We start from the raw sequence: 18268 nt of genomic DNA on the forward strand, positions 1-18268 counted from the left end.
ATTCACCTAAAGGAACGAGTTTCCAGATGCCTTGTTTGTAGACTATAGCTTTAGAATTCAAAATATGTGAAAACTCGTTTAAGTTCTTAGTTGTCAAACAATAGGTACAAGTTTAAGTTTAATGAAGTACCAGATAATGATGTATCAGTTGTCTTAACCCAATGCTCTACACCAGCACCAATAATCATTGGTTGACTACCAACGACCATATACTTATTTACTGTAAAGGCGACGGGCACTGCCCAATCTTCTTGCTGCCAATCATAGGTAGCTTCAGTCATCACCTCGTAAGTAATGCCATCAGTAGTTGTGTAATCAACCCAGGATTGCACGGTAGCGACACTAAATTCTTCACCCATTGAACCATTAGCCGAATAAGCTTGTGTTACTAAGGCACCATACATCCAAGCACCATCCATTTTTAAAGCTACAGCACTAGCGCCAACAGCTTCGCCACCGGAGCTAAGCTCTTCGTGTGATGCGGTGTCAAATTGAACGTATGGGCCAGCACCCCAAAACCAACCATCATCTGTAGCTTCTTTAGGTGAGAATAATATGCTTTGACTAATATCGCCAATCCCCTGCTCACCACCTGAGTCAGTAATAGGTGCTATTGTACGCGTGATAATATTCCAATCATCGTTTAACTCAAATGGCACAATAGGTTGCAATGAGACAATATTATGATCACTATCAGTACCCGATTCGAATAACACAGGGACTGTAATAGCTTGTGTTAAAGGGTTAAGCAGGTCTTGAGAAGCTGATACATTATCGTCAGCTTGTGCCGTTGCTGCAAGTATGGCTGTCATGGCTATGGCAATCAGTAATCTGTTCATAATACGTCTCCGTTAGATTGGCTTTAAATAGAGCCACTAATTTTGTTGTCTGAGGGCTATGTTTACTGAATTAGATAGCCGACCAACAGGCGTTAAAAATTCACAGGCTCATTTTAGTACAACTGACCTAAATTACTGTTACATAATCGTTCGAATTTGTACTCAATTAATTTATGACTTTAAAACAATTACTTAGCAGACTTTTTAAGACGGATTACAATCTATTAAACGTACAGGTAAAAAGATTAAACAGACCGCAAACCAGAGGATTGGAGTGTCTGAAACTAAAGATGTGATTAGGTAACAAAAAAGCCCGTAACAATCGTTACGAGCTTTTTAACAGTGAAATTGAAATAACGTTTGTAATGTTAATCGGCGATTAGATCATATTGCTCTTTTAAAATATCAATGATTTCAGCTTTCGGGTCGTCGCTGATAACAATTTTCTCACCCGTAATTTTCTCAGCGATGCCAGTGTAGGTATCTGAAACGGCCATAAGAACAGATTCCGGTAAGGCATTGTCACGTGCTAATGCTTCACGCTCGTCCATACGGTCTTTGTTTAATAAAATGTCAGGATCTGGGAAGTGGTTAAGTAGCAATTGACGGAAACCCTCTTTCGAATTTTCAACAACCTTACCTGCACGGTATTGCTCACCATCCCAAATACGAGATGAATCCGGAGTACCTACTTCATCCATGTAAATTAGTTTGTCGTTGCCTTGTGCATCTTTGACGTAACCAAATTCAAATTTGGTATCAACAAAGATTTGGTCTATTTTAGCAAGCTCACTTGAAATAACGTCAAAACCTTCTTCAAGAAGCTTTTCATACAAATCGATATCTTCGCGCGACTTAAAGTTAAAGGCGGCAAAATTGTCTTCAATGTTTTTGCGAGTGATGTTTACGTCGTCTTGTGCTGGTACGCCAGGGATCCCTTCCAAAATACCTTTGGTTGAAGGTGTCTGTAAAAGTTTGTCTAATTTGCCGTCTTTGCTTAGGCCTTCACTAAGCTCAATACCGCAAAACTCACGCTCGCCCTTCTCGTATGCACGCCACATAGAACCGGTAATGTATTGACGAATGATCGCTTCTATCATTACAGGTTTTGCTTTTTGCACAATCCATACAAATGGGTGTGGGATATCGAGAATATGGCTATCTGCTAGGCCATTTTCTTTAAATAACTTAAACCAATGGTTTGAGATAGCATTAAGCGCCGCGCCTTTTCCTGGTACGCCTTTTAAGCCACCTTCGCCATGCCAAATACAATCAAAAGCTGAGATACGGTCTGAAATAACCATGATCGCTAAAGAAGTACCTTCAGCAACATCATAGCCTTTTTCTTTAATCAGGCGTTGGCTATCTTCTTCAGTTAACCAGTATACAGAGCGCACTTTACCGCTATGGACAGGTAAGTTAGTGCGAATAGGTAAATCGTTATTTACGGCAAGAACTTTATTGGCAATGCTCATAATTTTTCCCAGTAAAAAATGGTATCTTTTATATTTATTGCGCAAAAATTTTAGCAAAATTTCTCAGCAATAAATACAGATTTAGAATAAGAAAAGGACGCCGAAGCGTCCTTTTCAAAAGTCATCGCACTGAATTATAGAGCCGCTTGCGCTTTTTCTACAAGTACAGTGAACGCTGCTTTATCGTATACAGCGATATCAGCAAGGATCTTACGATCGATCTCGATTGATGCTTTCTTAAGACCGTTGATGAAACGGCTGTAAGATAGACCATTTTGACGAGATGCTGCGTTGATACGAGCAATCCAAAGTTGACGGAACTGACGCTTACGTTGACGACGGTCACGGTATGCGTATTGACCCGCTTTGGTTACAGCTTGGAAAGCAACACGATATACGCGACTACGAGCACCGTAGTAACCTTTCGCTTGCTTAAGAACTTTTTTATGAGAACGACGTGCAACTACACCGCGTTTTACTCTAGCCATTATCTACTCTCCTCTATTAAGCGTAAGGCAACATTGCTACAACTGATTTAATATCAGATTTAGCAACCATTGATTTAGCACGTAAGTGACGCTTAACTTTGGTACGTCTCTTAGTTAAGATGTGACGTAGACCGGCTTGTTTGCATTTAAAACCGCCAGAAGCAGTCTTTTTAAAGCGCTTTGCAGCACCTTTATTGCTTTTCATTTTAGGCATGGAAAACTCCGCATTTATTATGCCAAAACTTAAGTAACATGGGGCGAACTCAAAGAGTTACTTGTTGAGCCTCTGTTACCGACTAATTGTTATCCGCAAAACTACGACAGATAACGAAAAGATAACAATGGTGAAAAAGGCCAGACTCATATGAGACTGGCCTTTTTACTTTCAGACCAGAAATTATCTTTTAATTGGAGCCAGTACCATTACCATTTGGCGACCTTCAACCCTTGACGGGAAAGATTCACACTGGGCAATATCCTGCAGATCCGCTTTAACACGATTTAGCAGTTCGATACCTAACTCCTGGTGGGCCATTTCACGACCGCGGAAACGTAATGTTACCTTAGCCTTGTCACCACCTTCTAAGAAGCGCTTCAGGTTGCGTAGTTTTACCTGATAGTCGCCTTCATCAGTTCCAGGTCGAAATTTAATTTCCTTAACCTGAATCTGTTTTTGCTTTTTACGTTGTTCTTTCTGTTCTTTCGACTTTTCGTATAAGAACTTACCGTAATCCATTACACGGCAGACTGGCGGTTTTGCCGTAGGGCTGATTTCTACTAAATCAACACCTGCAGTTTCAGCTGCATCAAGGGCTTCACGAAGGGAAACAACACCTGCTGCCTCGCCATCTACGCCAATTAAACGAATTTCCTGAGCGGTAATTTCGCCATTTAACTTGTGTTGCGGCTCTTTACGACCGCCTCTTTGACCACCTTTAATAGTCTGTTCCTCCAAAAGAACTAACGTAAATCCATTGATAATTCATTGTTTATGAACGGGAATTAACTTCTTCCGTCATTTTTGCAATAAAATCATCAACAGACAATTTTCCTAAATCTTCACCACTGCGTGTACGGATTGCGATTTCACCCGCTTCCATTTCTTTATCACCGGCAACCAGTAAATAAGGAACACGCTTTAAAGTATGCTCGCGAATTTTAAAGCCAATCTTTTCATTACGCAAGTCTGCTTTAGCTCTAAACCCATTTTCTTTCAGTTTTTTTACAACTTGTTGACAATATTCCGCTTGTTTGTCGGTAATATTCATCATAATAGCTTGGGTTGGTGCCAACCATGTTGGGAATTTGCCTTCAAACTCTTCAATCAAAATACCGATGAAACGTTCAATAGAGCCCAAAATGGCACGGTGAATCATAACGGGTACATGGCGTTCGCCATCTTCGCCTACGTAAGTTGCGCCTAAACGCCCAGGTAGTGCGAAATCTAACTGTACAGTACCACATTGCCAATGGCGACCTAAACAGTCAAGTAAGGTAAATTCAATCTTCGGACCGTAAAACGCGCCCTCACCTGGTTGATATTCAAACTCTATATCATTGGCTTTTAATGCGTTTGCCAAACCAAGCTCTGCTTTATCCCAAATATCATCGCTACCGATTCGTTTTTCAGGACGTGTCGATAATTTTACCATGATGTCGCTAAAGCCAAATGATGAGTATACATCGTATACCATCTTTATACACTTACTAACTTCATCTTGTACTTGTTCATCGGTACAAAATACGTGAGCATCATCTTGGGTAAAACCACGTACGCGCATCAATCCATGTAATGCACCACTTGGTTCATTACGGTGACAACAACCAAATTCCGCCATACGTAACGGTAAATCGCGATAAGATTTCAAACCTTGGTTAAAGATTTGAACGTGACCAGGACAGTTCATCGGTTTAATAGCATATTCACGTTTTTCCGACTCGGTAGTGAACATATTATCGGCGTACTTTTCCCAATGACCTGATTTTTCCCACAAGGTGCGATCCATCATCATTGGACCTTTTACTTCATCGTAGTCATATTCATGAAGTTTTTCACGAACAAACTTTTCAAGCTCAGTATAGATAGTCCAACCGTCATTGTGCCAAAACACCATGCCCGGCGCTTCTTCTTGCCAGTGGAATAAATCAAGAGACTTACCTATCTTACGATGATCGCGTTTTTCCGCTTCCGCAAGACGTTGAATATAGGCTTTAAGCTGTTTCTTATCTGTCCACGCTGTACCGTAGATACGCTGCAACATTTTGTTGTCAGAATCACCTCGCCAATAAGCACCGGCAACATTCATCAATTTGAAATGATGGCAATGGCGCATGTTTGGTACATGTGGTCCACGACACATGTCTAGGTACTCTTCGTGATGATATAAGCCAGGCGTGTCATCACGAGAAATATTCTCATCTAGAATTTCAATTTTGTACGTTTCACCACGCGCAGCAAAGGCTTCACGTGCCTCTTGCCATGAAACGGTTTTCTTAACAACGTCGTAGTTTTTCTTAGCAAGCTCTTGCATACGCTTTTCAAGCTTGGCTAAGTCTTCATCATTTAATTTGTGCTCAAGATCGACATCATAATAAAAGCCATTGTCGATAGTTGGGCCTATGGCCATTTTGGTATCAGGCCACAATTGTTTAATTGCATGACCTAATAAATGAGCGCAAGAGTGACGAATAATCTCTAGACCTTCGGCGTCTTTATTGGTGATAAGCTGCAGTTCGCTGTTATCGGTGATAAGTTCGCAAGCATCTTTTAGCTTGCCATTGACACGACCAGCAATGGTGGCTTTTGCCAAACCTGGGCCAATATCTTGAGCCACTTGCATGATAGTTACGTCGTTTTCGAAACTGCGCTGACTGCCGTCAGGAAGAGTAATGATAGGCATAATATTTCCTCAACAGTGGTGACACATACGAAATGCCACATGTTATATCTAATGTTAGTTGAGCCTGACCATACAGGGTCAAGCGGATGTTTTAGTTTATTGCATCTAATTGTTGCTTTCGATTCGCGCCAACAAACATTGATTTTTATGTGTAAATTCAACACACTTAAATCAAGCATTAACGTCAACAAAGGCAGTAAAGCGTGCAATCTTAGGGCAATTTAAGCGCATTTGCAACTTTGAGTTAAGGGATAAACACAGGCAAAAACGACAATATTTAACATATAACCTTAGGTTATTCTATGTAGTGCAGCACCAGGTTTTTGCCAGCGTCATTTTCAATCATGGATCATAATAAGCAACGATGTTTAATATACTGCCACCACTCATGCTTTGTATCGTGTTATTTACGACGATGAATTGTGTTGCTAAATCGCCTGACAATGGCAACGATGATGACTGGCAATTATATGAACAGCAAGACCAGCTGTTAATCGAATATAAAGAAGAGAAAAACGCGCCATTTATTACCATTCGAGCTGAAATTATTATAAACCGAGACATCGACTTATTTTACTTCCAACTGACCGATGCCAGCACGGTAAGTCGTTGGTTGGACTCTGTCGAACAGTGCCGATTTTTGCAGGTAAATGAAGAAGGCCAAGCCATGGTCTATACACGCTTTGCCGGTTTTACTTTGATAGCGAGTCGTCACATGATTACCCAAACCCAAATTACCGAGCAGAGTAAGCAACATTTTGTTCTGCATGTTGAAGACGTACCGAGTTACCCCATCGATAATTCAGAGCACGTACAAGTCACACATGTCGACGTAATATGGCAAGCGCAACAACTGACCGAGCAGCAATTAAAAGTACAATACATAGGCACCATGAACCCTTCTGGAAACTTACCCGCTTGGTTGTCTAATCACCAGTCCTTACGGTCGATAAAACAGAGCTTGGTTAATTTGAAAAATTTAACGCCATAAATACCTAGAAACAGTCCTCCTCCCTAAAAACAGGCCTAAAAAATAGCCCTGAAAAATACGCCTAAAAAACAACCAACAAACAAGTTTTAGCTATAATTAGCAATTATTCGATAATGTGTCTTTTTGCGGGTAACCCATGTGGCAATCTATCAGCAAAGATATCGCTAACACCACCAAGACAGATTTTCAAATGAGTCAGACCGAGGAACTCAGTGGTGGCGATATCAATCGCGCCTTTCGCATTCGCAGCGATGGAAAAATGTACTTTGTCAAAGTCAATGACAAACAGAACTTTGCCAACTTTGAAGCGGAAGCGCTTAATCTCGACATTCTAAATTGTCGTAGCGATATTGTTGTGCCTAAAGTGATCACCCTAGGCACCACCGTTGCCAACAGTTATTTGGTGCTTGAATACATTGAAATGCATACCTCACCATTACCAAGCAGTGATTCCGATTTCTTTCAATTAGGCGTAGCGCTGGCGCGAATGCACAGCGAAAATCAACAAGCCGAGTTTGGCTGGCCAGAAGATAACTATATTGGTCATACGCCTCAACCGAATAATTACCACCATAATTGGGCAACGTTTTTTAGCGAAAACCGAATACGGCATCAGTTGCAGTTGTTAGATGCCAAGGTGAAAAATATAGACGTCATTGGCGTCACTCGCATGTGCAAAGATGTGTTAGGCGATCATCAACCGATTCCCTCTTTACTGCATGGCGATTTATGGCAAGGCAATGTAGCATTCACCCACCATTACCCTTGCTTATTTGATCCCGCATGTTATTACGGTGATCGGGAAGTGGATTTGGCTATGACCGAATTATTTGGTCGTTTTGAACAAAGCTTCTATGACGGCTACCAGGCAACGTCAGCCATTGATTCGGACTATGAGCAGCGCAAACTCATCTACAACTTTTATCATATAATCAACCACGCCAATATGTTTGGTGGTATCTATGTTGATCAGGTTCACACCTTTATTAAGCAAATTCAAAAGCTTACCTAGAGGTGATTTTTAGTCGTAAAAAATCACCTTGTTTTGTCGTCGAAATATCAGGCAAAATCGTGATAAATGTTCATACTGTATATATGACATTTTGATGAAGGAGGCTGTCGCTATGGCGCAGGACATTAGTAGAAAAACCATCAACTGTCCTCACTGTGCCCACACCATGCACATCGAGCTAGATACCACTCAGGGCGATCAGAATTACTATGATACCTGCCCTAATTGTTGTGCTGAATTGCACCTCAATATGCACATCGATGATTACAACCAAGTGATCCAGTTAACCATTGACGCAGACGACGAACAGGTATTTTAAAACCACATATTAGCCGTTCGTCGACGCCAATTTTTCGGCCATGATACGTTCGATGGATTCGACTATGGTCATGGTTTGTTGATCAATTTCTATATTAACCGCATCATTGACTTGCAGTGCCGTCAAATTTGTACGTTGCAATGTCTCTGGGATCAAATGTAAAGAAAACTGCCCCGGAGTTACTTCCCCTAAGGTTAGACTGCAACCATTTACGGCTATAAATCCTTTCGCAAACAGGTATTTTTGCCATTGTTCAGCCAGCGAAAACGTCATCTTGCAATTATCTTCACTATCAATTCGCTCAACCAGAGTGGCGGTGCAATGCACATGGCCAGAGACAAGATGACCACCAACTTCATCACCTGCTTTCATCGACCGTTCAATATTGACCTCACTACCCACCTCCAGTTGGCCAAGGTTGGTTAAGCGCAATGTTTCGTCGATAACATCAAACGCAATAACGCCATCGCTTTCGTTTAAAGCGTCAAAGGCGACAGCGGTCAAACACACGCCGTTGTTGGCGACACTGGCACCGAGCTGTAGGTTATCTAACAATTCAATAGGCATTTGCATTTCAAAATGACGAAAGTTTTTACCTTCTTTTATCGATTTTACCTGCGCTGTAGATTGCACTATTCCTGTAAACATATATTATCTCTGTTCAAATTCATGATCTGCATTATCGTATCATTGCCAATATGACATTAGCGAAATTTTTCTCCGATACAAAAGATTTACTTAAGTTGGCGTATCCAATACTGATTGCCCAACTTATTCAGACTCTAATGGGCTTCGCCGATACGGTGATGGCAGGTCGTGTCAGTTCTACCGATATGGCCGCAGTCGCGGTTGCAAGCAGTATCTGGTTACCTATATTCATCTCTATCCAAGGCATCACCATGGCTTTGAGCGCCATCGTGTCGCAAGCCAGAGGCGAGAAGAACGATGAAAAAATTGCCTCCTCAACAGTACAATGCGGCTGGATAACACTGTTTCTCTCCTGCTTGGTTATTGTCCTGTTTTATTTAGTCGAGCCTGTTATTGCTGAGCATGCCAGTTTAGAGCCTGAGCTAAAACGCTTAATGCTAGAGTATTTAAGCTACATTGTCTGGGGTGGTCCGGGCTTTTGTTTGTACTTCGTACTGCGAAATTATGTCGAAGGTATGGGCATTACTAAACCGACCATGCTCATTGCCGTCATTGGCTTAATCGTTAATATACCGGCCAACTATATCTTTATTTACGGTGCGTTTGGCGCGCCAGAGCTTGGTGGTGCCGGTTGCGGTATTGCAACGGCAATCGTCTACTGGGCCATGTTTACCGGTATGTTTCTGTACGCTAAGTTTTCTAAAAAGCTCAGTCGTATTAACTTTAGCCAAGCGTTTGCCAAGCCGAATAAACGAGAGATCTATTACATCCTAACACTCGGCGTGCCCATCGCTTTGTCACTGCTATTTGAGGTGTCCTTGTTTAGTGTGGTGGCAATTATTTTGGCGCCCCTCGGTGCAGACATCGTTGCCAGTCATCAAATCGCCATCAACTTTTCATCGCTGGTATTTATGGTGCCCTTATCTATTGCCATGGCAGTGACGATTAAAGTCGGTTTTGCGGTCGGTGAAAAACAGCTGCAAAATGCCAAAGACATGTGTAAAAGCTCAATGATAGTTGGCTTTTTGATTGCAATATTTACCGCTACCATTACCGTGGTATTTCGTGAACCGATAGCGCGAATATACACCACCGAAGACAATGTCATTATCATGGCTGCGCAGTTAATGTTCCTAGCGGCAATGTTTCAGTTCTCCGATTTCATCCAGGTAATATCGGCGGGCGCCCTGCGCGGCTACAAAGATACCAAATCAATTTTGTACATTACCTTTATCTCATATTGGGTAGTCGGCCTGACACTTGGCCTGGTACTCGGCATGACCGATATACTTATGCCAAAATTAGGTGCCGCAGGCTTTTGGATAGGTTTTATTTCAGGCCTAACTACAGCCGCCATACTATTGGCTTGGCGACTTAGCATTGTGCAAAAACGAGCGGACCAACAAATGCTGGCAAGCCGCGCATAAAACAACATTACAGGCTCGACTGAATAAGAAATAAGCAAACTCATCGAATTTGCAAAAAAACTTAAGAAAAGACCTTGCATCAATAAATGCAACTGGTTAACATAGCCGCCGTTGTCATCGACAACTGACCACAAGATGTGGGAGTGTAGCTCAGTTGGTTAGAGCGCTACCTTGACATGGTAGAGGTCGCTAGTTCGAATCTAGTCACACCCACCATTCTTTACTGGCCTGTAGAGAATCCTATCTAAAGAATTATTCACAATATAGCCTTTGTTCACACTAGTCAATTGTGAACGAATTTATCTGTTTATTTCGTTTTTACTATTTCCATGTCAAGGGTTGCTCGTACCTCGCTATGGTCGCTACGCTCTGAGCGCTCTAACTAACTGAGCTACACCCCAACGACAATGAAGTTTAACGAACAAAATATATTAGTTTGCTTTCAGATCATCTAACTTCTGCTCTAACTCTTGAATCAACTTTGCCTTTTGCTTGGATTCAATAAAATCTAAAAGCTCTGTATTCAATTCAGAATTACTGGACTCAAGTTGCCCTACTGTTGCGTTTAACTCCAAGACCTTTTGATGCTTTTCTTCAAGCTCATTGGTCAACAAATGATTTTCATCTGCCAAGGTATCAATAACGCTCTGTAATTCAACATTGGTTTGCTGAGCCAACGATAGTTGTTTCTGATACTCGTTTATCTCCGAGTAATGCTCTTTGGCGCTAGATAAACGACTGAGCATTTTATTAACTTCATAGGCACTAATCGCTCCACGTAATGCCTGAGTAGCCAGTGATGATAGTTTTCGATACGCCTGTGTGTTGTTGCTGATATCCATTTTAAGATTCCTTTTGTGTGTGCTGTAGATCGGTTTTACGTCGTCTGTAGAATAGTTGTCGGTTGCGACTGTTTTGCTCTTTGAAAGCATCAGTTGTGTAGTCGCTGTAGTAATCGGTTTTATGGCAAGATGCCGTTATCAATTTAGGGTTATCCGATGGCGGTAAGACTGTGATCTGTGTTTGCATATAAACTCCTTTTAAAACATCTCGTTTTTGTCATAACCAAGCCAAGCCATTAATAGCTGTCTCATACGTTTGCTAGGGATATAGATGGCAATAGGCTCACCGTTTCGAATACGGGAACGCCAGATCCACTGTATTAGCTGTGATAAAGCGAATTTATCTTCTTGGACGTCAACACCGTTGTCGGTAAGAAAATTCCTTAGAACGGGTCGCATGAATGTATTAGAGCAATAAGCCATTACAGCTTTGTTTTTATATTGATTGCTTGCTCTAGTGGTTTGGGAAATAAAAGTGATGTCGTCGCTGTATGGTATTTGCTTGCTGTCATATCTGGCAAAAGAGCGTTTAGAATGAAAATCACTATGGGCAACTTTATCAATTACGTCTTTATGAACTGACCAAGCGAATAGATTACGCTCGACTTTAAAGTTATTAAATACCGACCTCACAGCCTTACTAGCAACTTTAGGGTTATTGCCCCTTTCATACCATCTAAGAGACAAAGCGTAACGACCTCGACCAATCTCGTTATGCTTACCGTTGTATATCGTGATCAGGTCTTTAAATTGTTCACCACTAGCGCCTTGATAATCAGTCATTTCTCCAGAAACAACAGACTTCAATTCGTACTCAACATCATGTAAATCGAAGTAATTAGATAACAGGCTACCGTCAAACAAGTAAGTCAAGATAGTAATCTTGTGGAACGCCTCGAATATCTTTGCTGAGGGTGCTTCAAAAATATAGAGTTTCTTATTTACTGCATCTCTCTCAACAGACAAATAGATATCCTTGTTACGTAACTTTTGTTCAATGCGAGAGTACTCTTTATAGAACGGCTTACCAGTTGGCTTTAACTTTGGGATATCACTACCGAACTCTTGCACCATGTAATCATCTTCAATCAAGTTAACTATGTCTTGAGAATCTATAGGAACTTGAGATAAAACGCCTGATAACACCTCGTCCATAATAAGCTCGTAACCGTTGGCTTTGATTAGATGTAAAACTTTATCATCCCATTTAGAAAACAATTGGTGAGTACTGACAATAGATTCACCCGACTCAAGCATATTAACGAGTGAATCGTAACGAGATAGATAACCATTATCCTGTTTGGGTGAGACGATCTCAGGTATAGCATTTAGAAAGCGATCAACCTCTGTATCGTATTCAACGATAAGTAATACTGGGTTATCACTATTTTTGATGTAATCAATGGTAGCTGTACTTTTGCCAGATCCCATTACGGAATCAACGACATCAGTAGTAGTAAATTTAGAAATGTTAGACATATAAGCCCCTTAAAAATCCCTTGTAAATGACCTATGTGACGTCTGTGTTTTAGAACTCTTGTAAATTCAATTTCCAAAAAATCAATTTACCCCTTATTTTTAAAGGGCTGTAGAGCACTTCTCTTATAGAAAAGAAGTTATAAGTAATGACGTTACTAATAGGAATCGAATGGAATAGGTAGTGTTTGTAGTACTTGGCTATAAGCCAGTAAAACTGTGGAATTTATTAAGAATGGTTATTTCGGTTACTGTTATTTTTTAATTAATGATTTTCTTTATGAACTACTTTCAAGACAATTTACTTACCATTTAATCTGGCTATGTCCTCAGCATAAGCTTCTAGATTTCGTAAATGGTCTATTTCGTCTTCTTTCTTACGTTTTATCTCCTTAGTTGGTGGTCTGCCTAGTGGTTGAGTATGACCAGTTAACGTCAGTAAGATCTTTGCGGCAGCAGCATTACGCATAGACAACTCTTGTAGGCCAATGATCATATCTGACTGTATACGTGCGTTAAGCTCACTCTCCAGTTGATGATAGTTTTCTTTAAATGCTCGTTTCTTCAATAGCTCTTGCCATTGTTGCCACCCCTCAGGCAAGTGTTCTATAGCGTACTTATAGCCCGTTGGATCTTTCGTTTCTAAGAATTTCTCTCTATCGATTTCGATCATCGTTATAAATCCCTAAGTGTTTTGTCTGATACCTTGTTACGTGCCGGATTTAGGTAATGAACACCCATTGTCTGTTTACAGCCTTTCATCCAGTCCTGGAATAACTTGTGTTCAGTACGCAGACCTTGATCAACAGCAATCTTCTGTAAGTCATACTTTGTTAGTTCAACACCATGCTTACGGATAGCATCTTCAATAGGAGCAGTACGTATACGATCTACCTCGATATCAGCCTGAGATAAGCGATTTAATTCAGCCATACCAAGTTCATGATTTTTCTGTAAACGCTTTTGGTTCTCTATTTCTGCTTTTAAAGCCTTACCACGTTCACGTAATTGATCAGCACGTTGACCTAGCTCTGCTACCTTAGAGCGGTATTCAAGGCTCATGTAGGGCATTTCAGCCAGTGATAGAGCTAGTTTGTCCTCTGCATTGAGCTTGCTGTCGTCTTGTTTCGGTGTTTCTTGTGGTGGAATAAACATCATAATTGTTGTCCTTTTAAAGTGAGTCGGTACTTGTTTTTATGACCAGAACGGTCGACCTCGATTAGACCACGTTGCTCCATTCTCTTAACGAAAGCAATTGCTCCCGACAAATACGAATAAGCGCATAGGTCTTGAATCTCTTTGTAAGTGAATTCGAACCAAGGTGATTTACGGTTGCTGTTCACCAGAAGATGAACAATGAAAACGGTCTCAGCGCAAGGCCGAGTAGATAAATGACGAGACGTCATAAAACCTCCTAATTAGACTAGGAAAGTTGAACGGAATATTAATTTATTGAATGGTTATATTTGTCAGAAGTGACAATAGAAATAAGATACTATTTTCTAATATATTTTTATTCAAAATAATAAAAGTAATTAAATACTTTATATGAATATTTTCTATATATATTTTCTAGTATATATAGATATTATATCGTCAAAAAAGAGTTTTGTCTACAATTAATTATGCATTAAACATGCCAACATTTCAAAAAAGCTGCTAAGTCATTGATATGAAAAGACAAAAAAACTAAATTAATTTTAACAGATAAACACTGATTACACTAATAAACTATGCCTGTGAGATCACTATACCTCACAGACATAATCCAGAATCACGGTATCAAGCTGTTTTATTCCAATGCCTTTTTACTGTAGGCAAAGACAGACCTAATTTACTGGCTACCTGTGACTGTGATAGCTTTTCAGACTTCGCTTGCTGTACTTTGATCGTAGTGTCCGTAGCTTTCGGTCTACCTAGTTGCTTGCCCTCTGCTTTCGCTCTCGCTAGGCCTTGTTGTGTACGTTCAATCAGGCGATTTCGCTCAAACTCAGCAAATGCAGTAAACATCTGCAACATCATCTTACCCTCAGGACTGGATAGATCTGGTACAGGTAAATCTAAGCTAACAACACCAATGCCCTTTTCAATCAGCAAGCTAATAGTTTTCTGGACATCAATGTTATCTCTCCCTAGACGATCTATCTTGAGTACTACAAGCTGATCACCATCTTCGAGTCTATCAACTAACCTCTTGAACTCTGGGCGCTCTAAAGCCCTCACAGAGCCACTTATGGTTTCGCTGACAACTCTATCCTCTCTTACTTCGTAACCTGCATTAGTAATCGCAAGCTTTTGATTATTAGTATCTTGTTCATGCGTACTCACACGACAATATGCAAACGTCCGACTCATTATTATAAACCCTTATGGTATCAACTATTGGTATCAATAATAACTCAAGGTATCATAAAGTCAATACCATATTTAAATGACACCGATTTAACACTACTTCAATTAGTATCATCTAACGAGCGTTTGTTGATACCAGTACACAGGCAACAGTAATAAGGTACAGACATCATGTTCATATGTAGAAAATTACCTGAGGGGGTACACAGGGGGCATACGGGGGGTGTTCTATATATGCAATGGAGCTTTTTATTTTCTCGGTGAAATGCTCTGATATCGGCTTAATCAAAAGAGATTGTTTTTTATGAATAATGTGACTTGAAAATCATCACTTCAATCCTCATTTGGTACTTATATGCAAATATTTGGAATGGAGGAAAAATGTTTGGTATTGAGTTGCGGTCCGCAAGAATAAAAAGAACAAGTGGTAATATTCAGGACGTCTATGAATATGACGAAATCCCTCAAAACGTGCGCGTTCAGATCGTGAATATCGCTGATAAATTATTTAGTCATGAACGAATGCACGGGCATAATTTCTGGCCAAAGATTTACGACGTTTACAAACATGAAAAAGGAATACTTCACAAAGTAAGACACGAATTTGAAAGAGTTGACTGGATTAAATCACAACTAATCAATTCTTACGACATCGATGAAACAACTGACCTGATAGAGTTATTCTTTACCGTGATTTACCGTCAATCAGTAATTAGTGGATTTACCCGTTCAATTTGTGAGAAAGCGATTGATGAATTGAATTACAGGCTTAAGGCGGCGTCAATCGGATACGAATTCCAACAAGGAGAATTAATCAGAATTGACAACAAGTTTATTCATAAAGAAGCTGTCAAACCTGTACTTCAGGTGTTAAGTAACGATCCGATATATGAAGGTGCAAACCAAGAGTTTTTGTCAGCACACGCCCATTATCGATTAGGTAATTTAGAAGAATCTTTGACCGACTGCTTAAAATCGTTCGAAAGCTTGCTTAAAGCAATTTGTACAGAAAGAGGATGGGAATTTAAAGATGGTTTTAACGCACAGCGACTAATAAATATTGTGCTAGAGAACGGTCTGATACCTGATTATCTTCAAACGCAGTTTTCTTCTTTCAAAGGCATGCTTGAATCGGGTGTACCTACGATTAGAAATAAACAAGGCGGACATGGTCAAGGAGTAGAGATACGCGTTGTCGATCCTCATTTAGTAAGTTACATGTTACATATAACTGCAAGTAACCTATTATTCCTTGCTGAATGTAATCAAAAGCTACGAGCCAACTAGAAATGGGGCTACGAGCAAGGCTAACAACTTCACCCTTTTCGTTTTTAGCACGTCCTTTTGCTTAATAGCCCGATAGGAGTCGAGGGTTGCCAAGACACAGCCCTCACTCTTTAATCTATCTTCTAATCGTAAATAGTCAACGACAATAAAAGTGCCAGATTAACAATTAGATAGCGTTAAAATCTTCAGCAACCTTGCGAGGGTTAAAGTCTATTGTTTCTTCTAAATTGAAATAAACAAACGCTGTAGTGAAAGCATCTGATTTGATGTAATCGCCCAGACCACTTTCTGCCAATTTACCTTTCCACCACTTCACATCTTCTGGATGCGGATTCATCAAATAACAATAAATAACAAAGATATATGCGCTTTGCTCAATGTTTGCTGAATTGCTCGCGCTTGCGACAAACATCTGCCCCCTATCTGGCGACATCTTAGCAATCATATCGTGCACAAGGTTAGGTTTAATTTGTAGTTTATTACTGATTAAACTGACAGCTTTGTTAGCTTTAGAAAATCCTAGCTTATAGATAACAAATACTAGTAAGATAACTCCAACGATCGTCCAGATCATAACAACTCCAGTATCGGAAAAAATGTAAATTACGATAGTAAAGGAACTACGTGCATATGAATAGGTTATTTACGGCTATTGTGTTGTTTATCGCATCAACCGCTAGTGTTAACGCTGACACAAATTTATCGCAACTAGAATTGAATCAGGCATCAAGCCAACATCTAAACAGTGCTCAGTTCATGCTCCGTAAAGCATATGAACAACTATCTAACGAGTTAGACGCCACAAGAAAACAACAATTAAAAGAGTCTCAAGAGTTGTGGGAAAAGTATGCTAAAGCTAATGCTGAACTAGTTGCTGACGCATATAAAGGTGGCTCTATTCGCAATCTTATTTATGCGCAATCTCTAATAGAATTAACAGAACAACGCACAGCATTACTTACAAAAATGCATCTAAAAGAAATAACACCTTAACCCACATTAAACTTATAAAAGATCTACAACGTCTTTAGCAGAAAGATGCGTATATCGTTGAACACTGCGAACATCAGTATGACCAGTAACAGCCATAATCTGAGCCATATTAAATCCTTTTCTAGCAACGATTGTACAGCGAGTATGGCGCAATTGGTGAAGTCTTACATCATCGTCTAGGCCGATAGACTGTCTAGCTCTTCTGAAAGCCTGTGTAACGCTATTAGGCTTTAAATTGAATAACTTATCGTTTCCTTTAAGTTTGCTAGATATCGCTCTCAGGATCGTTACAGCGCGTTTGGTGAGGGGTACTAACCTATCTCCTTGCTTACCATTTATTACTGATAAAAGCCGATCTGATAAGTGAAGATCATATACACGTAATGACAGTATTTCAGATCTCCTCATTGACGTTTCATAAGCGAGTTCAAATATAGTTGCCATTGCAGGTGATGTATGCGACATCAAGTCTAAAAGTTCATGTTTTTCAATGACTCTATTTCTTGGTTTAGCAGCTCTAGGGTATTTAATTTTCTTGGTAGGATTCTCGCAAGTGATAATGAATTCATCATTTGCCCATTTGAATATGCGTGACATCAAAGCGATATCTGCGATAACCGTATCAGGTTTAACATAAGACAAACGGGTATGCTTGAAGTCATTAACTTGTTCAGGTGTGATAGTGGATGCAGGTTGCGAAAAGTACTTGTTTAAAGTGTTTAGTTTATGGATTGAATTACTGTATGAACCTCGCCCTTTTAAAACGGATTCACGATACTTTAAACCAAGCTGATAAATGGTAGGTTGAGAAGACGTTTTAATTAATATCTCTTGCTCATCTGCCCATAATTGAGCAGTTCTATGAGAAGAGAATGTTTTGGTTTTAACTGGTTGCCCTTTTACTCTGATTTGAACATTCCAGTTACCTGATTTAAGTTGTCTGATTGTAGCCATTGTGAACGAACTCCTGTGAACGAAAAACACAGAATTCCATACAGGACAATGGTTTAAAGGAGTTGTTAAGTCCTTGACATGGTAGAGGTCGCTAGTTCGAATCTAGTCACACCCACCATTCTCATTCAACTAAGAATGAGAATACATCAATCAGCCTTGAGCTGATTTTTTTGTGCCTTTTTTTTGGAGTACTAAGACGTTTTAAATTAGCTAGACAGCCAAAGAAAAAACACTACCTACTCTCGATCACCCCAGCGCCACGCTA

Annotated in this window: 21 protein-coding genes and 1 tRNA gene; 7 read left to right on the forward strand and 15 right to left on the reverse strand. The window is 40.1% G+C overall.

The features are described from left to right. Positions 1–86: 86 nt before the first annotated feature. From HII16_RS14235 to thrS, 6 genes are all read right to left on the reverse strand, one after another. Positions 87–839, reverse strand: a complete 753-nt coding sequence (locus tag HII16_RS14235; protein ID WP_169131115.1) for a hypothetical protein — start codon at positions 837–839, stop codon at positions 87–89. A 368-nt stretch (positions 840–1207) separates the two neighbouring features. Next, positions 1208–2314 (reverse strand): phosphoribosylaminoimidazolesuccinocarboxamide synthase, encoded by a 1107-nt coding sequence (locus tag HII16_RS14240; protein WP_169131117.1) that lies wholly within the window; start codon positions 2312–2314, stop codon positions 1208–1210. 134 nt (positions 2315–2448) lie between these two features. Continuing rightward, complete coding sequence (gene rplT, locus HII16_RS14245) at positions 2449–2802, reverse strand: 50S ribosomal protein L20 (RefSeq protein ID WP_135437244.1); 354 nt, start codon at positions 2800–2802, stop codon at positions 2449–2451. Positions 2803–2818: 16 nt separating this feature from the next. After that, positions 2819–3016 (reverse strand): 50S ribosomal protein L35, encoded by a 198-nt coding sequence (gene rpmI / locus HII16_RS14250; RefSeq protein WP_135437245.1) that lies wholly within the window; start codon positions 3014–3016, stop codon positions 2819–2821. 183 nt (positions 3017–3199) lie between these two features. Then, positions 3200–3757, reverse strand: coding sequence for a translation initiation factor IF-3 (gene infC / locus HII16_RS14255; RefSeq protein ID WP_135437246.1), 558 nt, complete (start codon positions 3755–3757; stop codon positions 3200–3202). A 34-nt stretch (positions 3758–3791) separates the two neighbouring features. Continuing rightward, the gene (gene thrS / locus HII16_RS14260) at positions 3792–5702 is read right to left on the reverse strand and encodes a threonine--tRNA ligase (protein WP_135437247.1); all 1911 of its coding nucleotides are present in this window, start codon (positions 5700–5702) and stop codon (positions 3792–3794) included. A gap of 364 nt (positions 5703–6066) precedes the next feature. Between thrS and HII16_RS14265 the strand changes: the two genes are divergently transcribed. From HII16_RS14265 to HII16_RS14275, 3 genes are all read left to right on the forward strand, one after another. Next, complete coding sequence (locus HII16_RS14265; protein ID WP_169131119.1) at positions 6067–6693, forward strand: hypothetical protein; 627 nt, start codon at positions 6067–6069, stop codon at positions 6691–6693. Positions 6694–6829: 136 nt separating this feature from the next. Continuing rightward, entirely contained in the window at positions 6830–7705 is an 876-nt protein-coding gene (locus tag HII16_RS14270; protein WP_169131121.1) for a fructosamine kinase family protein, read from the forward strand. A 112-nt stretch (positions 7706–7817) separates the two neighbouring features. Beyond that, positions 7818–8024, forward strand: a complete 207-nt coding sequence (locus HII16_RS14275; RefSeq protein ID WP_135437250.1) for a CPXCG motif-containing cysteine-rich protein — start codon at positions 7818–7820, stop codon at positions 8022–8024. A gap of 9 nt (positions 8025–8033) precedes the next feature. On the opposite strand, the gene HII16_RS14280 is transcribed toward HII16_RS14275, so the two are convergent. Continuing rightward, the gene (locus HII16_RS14280) at positions 8034–8672 is read right to left on the reverse strand and encodes a riboflavin synthase subunit alpha (protein ID WP_169131123.1); all 639 of its coding nucleotides are present in this window, start codon (positions 8670–8672) and stop codon (positions 8034–8036) included. A 50-nt stretch (positions 8673–8722) separates the two neighbouring features. Between HII16_RS14280 and HII16_RS14285 the strand changes: the two genes are divergently transcribed. Both HII16_RS14285 and HII16_RS14290 read left to right on the forward strand, forming a co-directional pair. Further along, the gene (locus HII16_RS14285) at positions 8723–10099 is read left to right on the forward strand and encodes an MATE family efflux transporter (RefSeq protein ID WP_169131125.1); all 1377 of its coding nucleotides are present in this window, start codon (positions 8723–8725) and stop codon (positions 10097–10099) included. Between the two features lie 139 nt (positions 10100–10238). Beyond that, positions 10239–10315: transfer RNA gene (locus tag HII16_RS14290), tRNA-Val, on the forward strand. 215 nt (positions 10316–10530) lie between these two features. Here HII16_RS14290 and HII16_RS14295 read toward each other — a convergent pair. From HII16_RS14295 to HII16_RS14320, 6 genes are all read right to left on the reverse strand, one after another. Further along, on the reverse strand, positions 10531–10941 hold the full coding sequence (locus HII16_RS14295) for a hypothetical protein (RefSeq protein ID WP_169131127.1): 411 nt from the start codon (positions 10939–10941) through the stop codon (positions 10531–10533). A gap of 1 nt (position 10942) precedes the next feature. Continuing rightward, entirely contained in the window at positions 10943–11128 is a 186-nt protein-coding gene (locus HII16_RS14300; RefSeq protein WP_169131129.1) for a hypothetical protein, read from the reverse strand. A gap of 11 nt (positions 11129–11139) precedes the next feature. After that, complete coding sequence (locus tag HII16_RS14305) at positions 11140–12420, reverse strand: hypothetical protein (RefSeq protein ID WP_169131131.1); 1281 nt, start codon at positions 12418–12420, stop codon at positions 11140–11142. Positions 12421–12718: 298 nt separating this feature from the next. Then, positions 12719–13090, reverse strand: a complete 372-nt coding sequence (locus HII16_RS14310) for a hypothetical protein (protein WP_169131133.1) — start codon at positions 13088–13090, stop codon at positions 12719–12721. Positions 13091–13092: 2 nt separating this feature from the next. Then, positions 13093–13575 carry a hypothetical protein gene (locus tag HII16_RS14315; RefSeq protein ID WP_169131135.1) on the reverse strand — a complete coding sequence of 161 codons (483 nt, stop codon included), beginning with the start codon at positions 13573–13575 and terminating at the stop codon, positions 13093–13095. A gap of 624 nt (positions 13576–14199) precedes the next feature. After that, positions 14200–14772 carry a recombinase family protein gene (locus tag HII16_RS14320; protein WP_169131137.1) on the reverse strand — a complete coding sequence of 191 codons (573 nt, stop codon included), beginning with the start codon at positions 14770–14772 and terminating at the stop codon, positions 14200–14202. Between the two features lie 315 nt (positions 14773–15087). On the opposite strand from HII16_RS14320, the gene HII16_RS14325 reads away from it, so the two are divergent. Continuing rightward, the gene (locus HII16_RS14325; RefSeq protein ID WP_169131139.1) at positions 15088–16056 is read left to right on the forward strand and encodes a hypothetical protein; all 969 of its coding nucleotides are present in this window, start codon (positions 15088–15090) and stop codon (positions 16054–16056) included. A gap of 166 nt (positions 16057–16222) precedes the next feature. On the opposite strand, the gene HII16_RS14330 is transcribed toward HII16_RS14325, so the two are convergent. After that, a complete protein-coding gene (locus HII16_RS14330; protein WP_169131141.1) occupies positions 16223–16630 on the reverse strand; it encodes a DUF1198 family protein in 408 nt (135 codons plus the stop codon). A 56-nt stretch (positions 16631–16686) separates the two neighbouring features. Between HII16_RS14330 and HII16_RS14335 the strand changes: the two genes are divergently transcribed. Next, a complete protein-coding gene (locus HII16_RS14335) occupies positions 16687–17049 on the forward strand; it encodes a lysozyme inhibitor LprI family protein (RefSeq protein ID WP_169131143.1) in 363 nt (120 codons plus the stop codon). A gap of 12 nt (positions 17050–17061) precedes the next feature. Here HII16_RS14335 and HII16_RS14340 read toward each other — a convergent pair whose 3' ends face one another. Beyond that, positions 17062–18003, reverse strand: a complete 942-nt coding sequence (locus HII16_RS14340) for a site-specific integrase (protein ID WP_169131145.1) — start codon at positions 18001–18003, stop codon at positions 17062–17064. Positions 18004–18268 lie beyond the last annotated feature (265 nt).

Source organism: Thalassotalea sp. Y01 (assembly GCF_012932945.1).
Taxonomy (GTDB): domain Bacteria; phylum Pseudomonadota; class Gammaproteobacteria; order Enterobacterales; family Alteromonadaceae; genus Thalassotalea_A.

Coding starts and splice junctions, on each gene's coding strand:
- rpmI (WP_135437245.1), bottom strand. CDS start 3,016: ATGCCTAAAATGAAAAGCAATAAAGGTGCTGCAAAGCGCTTTAAAAAG.
- HII16_RS14310 (WP_169131133.1), bottom strand. CDS start 13,090: ATGATCGAAATCGATAGAGAGAAATTCTTAGAAACGAAAGATCCAACG.
- HII16_RS14340 (WP_169131145.1), bottom strand. CDS start 18,003: ATGGCTACAATCAGACAACTTAAATCAGGTAACTGGAATGTTCAAATC.
- HII16_RS14335 (WP_169131143.1), top strand. CDS start 16,687: ATGAATAGGTTATTTACGGCTATTGTGTTGTTTATCGCATCAACCGCT.
- HII16_RS14285 (WP_169131125.1), top strand. CDS start 8,723: ATGACATTAGCGAAATTTTTCTCCGATACAAAAGATTTACTTAAGTTG.
- HII16_RS14275 (WP_135437250.1), top strand. CDS start 7,818: ATGGCGCAGGACATTAGTAGAAAAACCATCAACTGTCCTCACTGTGCC.
- HII16_RS14295 (WP_169131127.1), bottom strand. CDS start 10,941: ATGGATATCAGCAACAACACACAGGCGTATCGAAAACTATCATCACTG.
- HII16_RS14320 (WP_169131137.1), bottom strand. CDS start 14,772: ATGAGTCGGACGTTTGCATATTGTCGTGTGAGTACGCATGAACAAGAT.
- HII16_RS14270 (WP_169131121.1), top strand. CDS start 6,830: ATGTGGCAATCTATCAGCAAAGATATCGCTAACACCACCAAGACAGAT.
- HII16_RS14265 (WP_169131119.1), top strand. CDS start 6,067: ATGTTTAATATACTGCCACCACTCATGCTTTGTATCGTGTTATTTACG.
- HII16_RS14300 (WP_169131129.1), bottom strand. CDS start 11,128: ATGCAAACACAGATCACAGTCTTACCGCCATCGGATAACCCTAAATTG.
- HII16_RS14240 (WP_169131117.1), bottom strand. CDS start 2,314: ATGAGCATTGCCAATAAAGTTCTTGCCGTAAATAACGATTTACCTATT.
- thrS (WP_135437247.1), bottom strand. CDS start 5,702: ATGCCTATCATTACTCTTCCTGACGGCAGTCAGCGCAGTTTCGAAAAC.
- HII16_RS14235 (WP_169131115.1), bottom strand. CDS start 839: ATGAACAGATTACTGATTGCCATAGCCATGACAGCCATACTTGCAGCA.
- rplT (WP_135437244.1), bottom strand. CDS start 2,802: ATGGCTAGAGTAAAACGCGGTGTAGTTGCACGTCGTTCTCATAAAAAA.
- HII16_RS14280 (WP_169131123.1), bottom strand. CDS start 8,672: ATGTTTACAGGAATAGTGCAATCTACAGCGCAGGTAAAATCGATAAAA.
- HII16_RS14315 (WP_169131135.1), bottom strand. CDS start 13,575: ATGATGTTTATTCCACCACAAGAAACACCGAAACAAGACGACAGCAAG.
- HII16_RS14305 (WP_169131131.1), bottom strand. CDS start 12,420: ATGTCTAACATTTCTAAATTTACTACTACTGATGTCGTTGATTCCGTA.
- HII16_RS14330 (WP_169131141.1), bottom strand. CDS start 16,630: ATGATCTGGACGATCGTTGGAGTTATCTTACTAGTATTTGTTATCTAT.